The sequence below is a fragment of the Nesterenkonia sandarakina genome (assembly GCF_003003175.1).
In the GTDB taxonomy this organism is placed as follows: Bacteria; Actinomycetota; Actinomycetes; order Actinomycetales; family Micrococcaceae; genus Nesterenkonia; species Nesterenkonia sandarakina_A.
Genome location: NZ_PVTY01000003.1, coordinates 231,779 through 238,147, shown reverse-complemented (window position 1 = coordinate 238,147; position 6,369 = coordinate 231,779). Strand labels below are relative to the sequence as shown.

General features: G+C 66.9%; 8 protein-coding genes and 1 pseudogene. 2 read left to right on the top strand and 7 right to left on the bottom strand.

Annotated features, from left to right (window positions below; genetic code table 11):
• Together BCL67_RS03835 and BCL67_RS03830 are read left to right on the top strand one after the other, a co-directional pair.
• On the top strand, positions 1-302 hold a 302-nt coding region (locus tag BCL67_RS03835), incomplete at its 5' end, for a transposase (RefSeq protein WP_146131068.1).
• Positions 303-517: 215 nt separating this feature from the next.
• Positions 518-1,021 carry a DUF2505 domain-containing protein gene (locus tag BCL67_RS03830; protein ID WP_106122124.1) on the top strand — a complete coding sequence of 168 codons (504 nt, stop codon included), beginning with the start codon at positions 518-520 and terminating at the stop codon, positions 1,019-1,021.
• Between the two features lie 53 nt (positions 1,022-1,074).
• Here the strand turns inward: BCL67_RS03830 and BCL67_RS03825 are convergent, their stop codons facing one another.
• The 7 genes and pseudogenes from BCL67_RS03825 to BCL67_RS03795 all read right to left on the bottom strand — a co-directional run bounded on the left by BCL67_RS03825 (position 1,075) and on the right by BCL67_RS03795 (position 6,177).
• Complete coding sequence (locus tag BCL67_RS03825) at positions 1,075-1,278, bottom strand: hypothetical protein (RefSeq protein ID WP_106122123.1); 204 nt, start codon at positions 1,276-1,278, stop codon at positions 1,075-1,077.
• A 37-nt stretch (positions 1,279-1,315) separates the two neighbouring features.
• A pseudogene (locus BCL67_RS03820) lies at positions 1,316-1,501 on the bottom strand (Hsp20 family protein); the annotation flags it as partial.
• 198 nt (positions 1,502-1,699) lie between these two features.
• Entirely contained in the window at positions 1,700-2,371 is a 672-nt protein-coding gene (locus BCL67_RS03815) for a BON domain-containing protein (RefSeq protein ID WP_106122121.1), read from the bottom strand.
• A gap of 123 nt (positions 2,372-2,494) precedes the next feature.
• Positions 2,495-3,142 (bottom strand): response regulator, encoded by a 648-nt coding sequence (locus tag BCL67_RS03810; RefSeq protein ID WP_106122120.1) that lies wholly within the window; start codon positions 3,140-3,142, stop codon positions 2,495-2,497.
• On the bottom strand, positions 3,139-4,812 hold the full coding sequence (locus tag BCL67_RS03805; protein WP_181255874.1) for a sensor histidine kinase: 1,674 nt from the start codon (positions 4,810-4,812) through the stop codon (positions 3,139-3,141). Before BCL67_RS03805 ends, BCL67_RS03810 begins: the two co-directional genes overlap by 4 nt.
• Positions 4,813-4,924: 112 nt before the next feature.
• Positions 4,925-5,503: an aminoacyl-tRNA hydrolase gene (gene pth / locus BCL67_RS03800; protein ID WP_106122118.1), complete on the bottom strand. Its 579-nt coding sequence runs from the start codon at positions 5,501-5,503 to the stop codon at positions 4,925-4,927.
• A 35-nt stretch (positions 5,504-5,538) separates the two neighbouring features.
• Complete coding sequence (locus BCL67_RS03795) at positions 5,539-6,177, bottom strand: 50S ribosomal protein L25/general stress protein Ctc (protein WP_106122117.1); 639 nt, start codon at positions 6,175-6,177, stop codon at positions 5,539-5,541.
• Between the last annotated feature and the right edge of the window lie 192 nt (positions 6,178-6,369).

Genomic DNA, 6,369 nt, shown 5'->3' with positions numbered 1-6,369 from the left:
GCCGCATTCGATCCGAGTCCGCGTTCGCCAGCCTCGCTGGAACCAGCCCCATCCCCGCGTCATCGGGCAACACCGTCCGGCACCGGATCAACCGGGGTGGCGACCGGCGCCTCAACCGAGCACTCCACATGGCCGTCGTCACCCGCATGCGAATGGACCCGCGAACCCGCGCCTACGTCGAGCGCCGTACCGCCGAAGGGCGCACCCTCCGGGAGATCCGTCGCTGCCTCAAGCGCTACCTCGCCCGCGACATCTACCGCCGCCTCAACACCGCCGCTCAGAATGAGCTCACCGGGGCTTGACAGACATAGGAGATTCAACGGACGGCTCGAGCACCTGCGTGGCACGGCTCTGGGGTTCCGGAATCTCGCTCACTACATCACCAGATCATTGCTAGACACTGGTGGCTTCAGACCGCTACTACACCCTCATCTGCGATGAGCCACTTTACAATGGGTAGGTTCCGTGACCGCCGTCGCAGAACGCCTTCAGCAAGACGTCAACGAGGAGACCATCAGTGGCACTTGAATCAGAGCTCGTGATTCCGCACAGCGCGCAGGACATCATCGAGGCCTACGCCGACCGAGATTTCAATGAGCACCTGTCCAAGAAGGTCGGGGCGAAGCTGATCAGCTTCGAGGTCGTCGGCCCGCTGGACGGCCCCTTCGAGATCGTCACCGAGCAGTCGATGTCGGCCGAGAAGCTTCCGGAGATCGCCAAGAAGGTCATCAAGGGTGAGGTCACGGTGCGCGTCACGCATTCCTGGGGTGCACCCGATGTGGCCGGTTCACGTCGCGCGGACACGGCCGTGAAGATCGCCTCCGCTCCGGTCTCGGCGCAGTCTGCGCAGAATCTGCATGTGCGTGGAGCCTCCGAGACCCTCTCCACGGTCCGGGGCGACGTCAACGTCAACATCCCGATCATCGGCAAGAAGATCAAGGCGGCCGCTGAGCCCTATATGCGCAAGTTCGTGGATCTGCAGGCCCGCGAGGTCAGCGCCTGGATCTCCAGCCGCGGCTGATCCGCGAGCACCAGTCGGCGAGGGCCGCGTGAGCCTGGAGTTCGATCCGCAGCTCATGCGGCCCTCCGCGTGGGGTTCTCCCCCACCGGGCCGGCTGCCGGAGCGTCGGACCGCGGAGAGCTCGGCGAGCCCCGGCGAGCTCTGGGCTCCCGGGTCGCGAAGTAGATCATCACGATGAACACCGGGACGAACACGAGGGAGAGCAGCGTGAAGAAGGACCAGATGAGGTTCCAGAAATAGAGCCAGTCGAACATCATGCCCCCTTTCGCGTCGCGGTTGCTGGTCGTGCCGGAGTCAGCTCGTGGAGTGTCCGTTGGTGATCGGGACCGGCTGGGGACGCGTCCCCGGCTTGAGCGGAACGGCCACGCTCAGCACGTCGTCGTCGAAGGCCGCAGTGATCTGCTGCTCCAGCGCCTGCTCGGGCAGATCCACGCTGCGATAGAAGCTGGTGCTGCTCTCGCGGAGCACATACCGTCTGGTGGTGTCCTCGTCGCTCCGTGCAGGCCGCGGAACATGCCGGCGTCGAACAGGTCACGACGCAGACTCTCCAGCCCGGCCAGCGGGTCGAAGCGGGCGAGATTCTCGTGCATCGTCGCTTACTCTTCTGGCTCTGATCGTGATCCTGGTCTGAGGCGGAGCCGCCGCGCCGTCCGGCCCGCGTGAATCAGGGCTCGCGCCTCAATAGGGGCGCACGTTGAGACGGTTGTCGAGGGTGGTGACATCGGGTGAGGACCAGGCCACGGCACCGGCCTGGGTCTTCTGCACCAGCGACTTCACGTACCCGGTCAGCACCGCGGTGTTTCCCAGGACCGAGACGCCGATGTGGCCGGCGTCGAGCTGCGGGTTGCGGAACAGGGCGCTCCTGATCTGTTCCGCCGCGTCCTCCGCGACGGGACGTGGGATCAGGGTGATCTCATTGCGCACGGTGTGCACGCCCCGGATGTTCTCCACCGCTCGTTCTGCGGCTTCCCGCTGGAAGTGCCAGTCGACCTGCCCGGTGAGCGTGACGCATCCGGCCTCCACCGTGGACCTGACCGAGCCAGGGATGTTCGCGGACCAGGTCAGCACGCGTTCAGCCACGCGCCCGATATCGGCGTCGGTGACCCATCTCGCGGATCGTGGGATCACGGTCAGCCGATTGAACACCGCGGCGATGCCGTGGACTCGGCGCATGGCGCGTGAGGCTGCGAGGTACTCGAAGTAGTCCCCGACCTCCCCGGACAGTGTGACGATTCCGGCTTCGACCTCGACCTGGACCTGGGAGGCGTCGACCTCTGGCGTCCACTCGAGCTCGGCGAGGACGAGCGAGTGGATCTTGTTGTCAGACCGAGTTCTTGTAGCGATGATCACAGCTGGATTCCCTTCATGTCGCCCGCGGTGGTGCGCGCTGGATCCAGCCTCTCCCCTCGAGGTCGGAACCCTGTAGGGCCATAGGTCCTACCGCACCCCTGCGAGGCCCGCAAGGTCCGCTTCTCAGCTGTGTAGATCCCGGCCGTGGGTGGCGGCCCCAAACGCGGCGACCTGAGTCCTGCGCTGCATCCCGAGCTTGGCCAGCAGCCCGGAGACGTAGTTCTTCACGGTCTTCTCCGCGAGACCCAGTCGCTGTCCGATCTGCCTGTTGGTCAGTCCCTCGGTGATCAGCCGCAGCACCTGCTGCTCACGCAGCGTGAGGCTCACCCCTGGACGCGGCTCGTGCCTGGCCTGGGCGGAGAGGTCGCTGCGCACCCGCTCGGCGAGGGACCGGGTGATGAGACTCCCTCCCCGTGCCACCCGCTCGATGGCCTCCACCAGGTGTCCGCCCCGGATGGTCTTGAGCACGTACCCCGAGGCCCCGGCGATCACCGCCGCGACGCTGGCGCTCTCATCATCGTCGGCGGTGAGCATCAGACACGAGATCTCCGGGTGCGCGGACCGGACGCTGCGGCACAGGTCGATCCCGGTGCCGTCGGGCAGGTGCACGTCCAGCACGACGACGTCGGGGCGCGTGGCCTCCACCCGCTCGAGCGTCCCGCGCACGGTCCCGGACTCCCCCACCACCTTCAGGCCTGATTCGGCGTCGATGAGCGCGGCGAGGCCGCGCCGCACGATCTCGTGGTCATCGACGAGGAACACCCGTATCATCGTTCATCCTCACCTTCGAAAGGGACGTGCCAGCGGGCCCGCACACCCCCGGTCCGCCTCGGCGTCAGCTCGAAGATGCCATCGCGGGCCCGGGCCCTCGCCCGGAGATTCGCGGTTCCGCTCTCGGCCTTGCCACAGGCCGAGAGTCCGACGCCGTCGTCCTCCACGATGACCGTGATCCCTGACTCGGCGGCCTGCACCTCGATGGACACCGCCGTGGCCTTGGCGTGACGGGTCACGTTGCTGACCGTCTCACGCAGGACCGCGACGACGTCGTCGGCGAGCCCGCCCCTGATGTCGGCATCCACCGGACCCGTGAAGGTGACCTGCGGCGCGAGCCCGAGTCCGGCCGAGAGTTCGGTGACCACGTCGAGGAGCCGGTGTCGCGTGGTCCGGGCGGTCTTGCGGGTGCGCAGGGTGAAGATCGCATTGCGGATGTCCTCGATCGCGGCGTCGATCTCCACGACATGGCGGTCGATAGTCCCTGCATGGCGGGGGTGGGCCGAGGCGAAGGCCTGAAGTCCGAGGCCGGTGGCGAAGAGCCGCTGAATCACGTGGTCATGGAGATCCCGAGCGGTGCGCGCCCGGTCCTCGATGACGGAGAGTCGCTGCCGATCCGCTCGGGCCCAGGACAGCGCCACCGCCAGGCCGGCCTGGGTGGCGAAGTCCGAGAGCAGCGTGAGGTCACCGGCGTGGAACGCCGGACGCTCGGCGGCCCGCGTCGCGCAGATCGCGCCGATCCGGTCCCCCGAGACGACCAGCGGAACGGCGATCACCGAGGCGTCCGGCACGAGACCGCCGAACGCCTGTTCATCGGTTCGCTCCGGCGGCGAGATGCTGGCCTCGCCTTCCATCGCGCGGGACACCGCGCAGTCGACCCAGGGCAGCACCTCGCCCTCGACCAGCGACGCGCCCTGCCCGCGGCCGGTGTCCACGAACATCTCGTCACCGACGTCGTCGGAGGTCACGATCGCGGCGAAGTCCGCCTGGGTCAAGGTCACGACGCCGTGGGCGAGCACCCCGAAGACGTCGATGCTCTCCGAGGCGAGCAGCGCCGAGGTCACGTCGCCCAGAATGGCGCTCAGCTGCTGCGCGCGGCGAGCCTCCTCGTAGAGTCGGGCATTGTTGATCGCGGTGGCGGCCGTGGCGGCCAGGGCCGTGACCAGCTCCTCGTCCTCCGCGGTGAACGGACCGTCGGCGCGGTTCGTGAGGTAGAGGTTCCCGTAGGTCTCGCCGCGGATCGTGATCGGGACTCCCAGAAAGCTGGTCATCGCGGGGTGGTGGGCGGGGAAGCCGACGGCCCGGGGGTCGGTCGTGAGGTCGGTCAGTCGGATCGGGTTCCGGCTCTCGATCACGGCACCCAGGACCCCGTGGCCTGCGGGGAGATCGCCGATCTGCTCGGCGATGTCCCGCGGCATCCCGACGTGGATGAATCGCTCGAGGTGACCGTCCGCGGCGATGACGCCGAGCGCCGCGAACTGGGCGTCGGCGACCGTGCGGGCCTCCTCCGCGATGCGGCGCAGCACCCGCTCCAGATCCAGGTCGCTGGCGACCACATTGCTGGCGTCGAGCAGGGTCTGCAGGCGCCGCTGCGAGCTCAGGACCCGAATGGTCCGGGCAATGGAATCGCCCACCACGCCGTTGACCTCCAGCTTAGGCAAGTCAGCCACACGAAGTTCCTCGGGATCCATAACCATCCTTGCGCCAAGAAGTCACACTATACTAGGCGTTCGTTCAGGAAAGAGAACCCCTCGGCTCCCCGCTGCAGGACGTCCTCGAGGCTCAGTGCACCGCGTTCTGGGCGGCCGGGAGGCCGTCGGAGATCAGCAGCTCCACCGCGTCGGCCAGCCGGGAGATGAAGATGCCCAGCTCCTTCTGCTCGGCGGGGCTGAACTTCTGCAGCACGTAGTCGGCGCTGTCCATGCGTCCAGGAGCTCTGCCCACGCCGGCGCGCACCCGCAGATAGTCGCGGTCTCCGCCCAGGTGGCTGGTGATGGATTTCAGCCCGTTGTGTCCGCCCTCAGATCCGCCGCGCTTGAGCTTGGCCCGACCGAAGTCGAGGTCCAGCTCGTCGTGGACCACGATCAGGTTCTGCGTGGGGACCGAGAAGTAGTCCATGAGTCCGCGCACGGGCTTGCCCGAGAGGTTCATATACCCCTCGGAGATCGCGAAGACCACCTTGGGCCCGCCGGGGCCCAGTCGGGCCGAGACGGCTTTGGCCCCGACCTTGGTCCGCGTGTACTTCGCGTCCATGCGGTCGAGGAGTTCATCGAGCACCATGTGCCCGATATTGTGCCGGGTATGACGATAGCGGGACCCGGGGTTCCCGAGTCCCGCTATCAACCACGTCTCTGAAGCCATGCTTCGAGCCTAGTGGAGTCTCAGCGTCAGCTTGTTCAGCTGTCTTCGCCTTCGGCGTTCTCCCCGGACTCGCCCTCGGCGGTCTCACCGTCGACGGCCTCGCCCTCGGTGGCCTCGTCCTTGTCGCCCAGGTCCTGCTCAACGGGCTCGTGGATGGAGACGACCGGGGATTCCAGGTCGGTCAGGGCCAGCGTGACACCCTCGGGCAGCTGGATGTGCTCCGGCAGCGCGTTCTCGTCGCGGTCGGTGATGTCGATGGTGACGTGCTCGGGCAGGTGGGTCGCCTCTGCCTCGACGGAGACGGTGTTCTGCTCCAGGATCCACTCGAAGCCGACGGCGGGCTCGCCGGTGACCTCGACGTAGACATCGACGGTGACCTTCTCGCCGCGACGCACGGTCAGCAGGTCCATGTGGTCGATTGAGCGCTTGATGATGTCGCGCTGGATGGCCTTGGGGATGACCATCTGCTCGGTGCCCTCGATGTCCAGAGTGATCAGCGCGTTGGGGTTACGCACTGCCAGGTGGGTCTGGTGACCGGGAAGCACCACATGGATGGGGTCTTCGCCGTGGCCGTAGACCACTGCCGGGATCAGGTCGTCGCGGCGGGCCTTGCGGGCTGCACCCTTGCCGAACTCGGTGCGCTTGGTGGCGGGAATGACGATCTTGTCAGCCATGGTGTTGTCCTTCGTTGGTTGGATTCGTATTGATCCAGGCACCAACGACAAGTGAATTCCAGGCTCTCCGCGCTGTGAGCGGCGGTGATGTTCTCGTGGAAGTTCGCCTCGTCGATCACGGGGCTGACGTCAGAAGGAATGGATCCTTCGTCGTCGCCCCCTCGCCTGGGCACAGCTGTTGACTATACCAGC

Bases quoted from the DNA above. Each gene is read 5' to 3' on its own strand.
- BCL67_RS03795 (WP_106122117.1), bottom strand. From the start codon at position 6,177: ATGGCTGACAAGATCGTCATTCCCGCCACCAAGCGCACCGAGTTCGGC.
- BCL67_RS03810 (WP_106122120.1), bottom strand. From the start codon at position 3,142: ATGATACGGGTGTTCCTCGTCGATGACCACGAGATCGTGCGGCGCGGC.
- pth (WP_106122118.1), bottom strand. From the start codon at position 5,503: ATGGCTTCAGAGACGTGGTTGATAGCGGGACTCGGGAACCCCGGGTCC.
- BCL67_RS03825 (WP_106122123.1), bottom strand. From the start codon at position 1,278: ATGATGTTCGACTGGCTCTATTTCTGGAACCTCATCTGGTCCTTCTTC.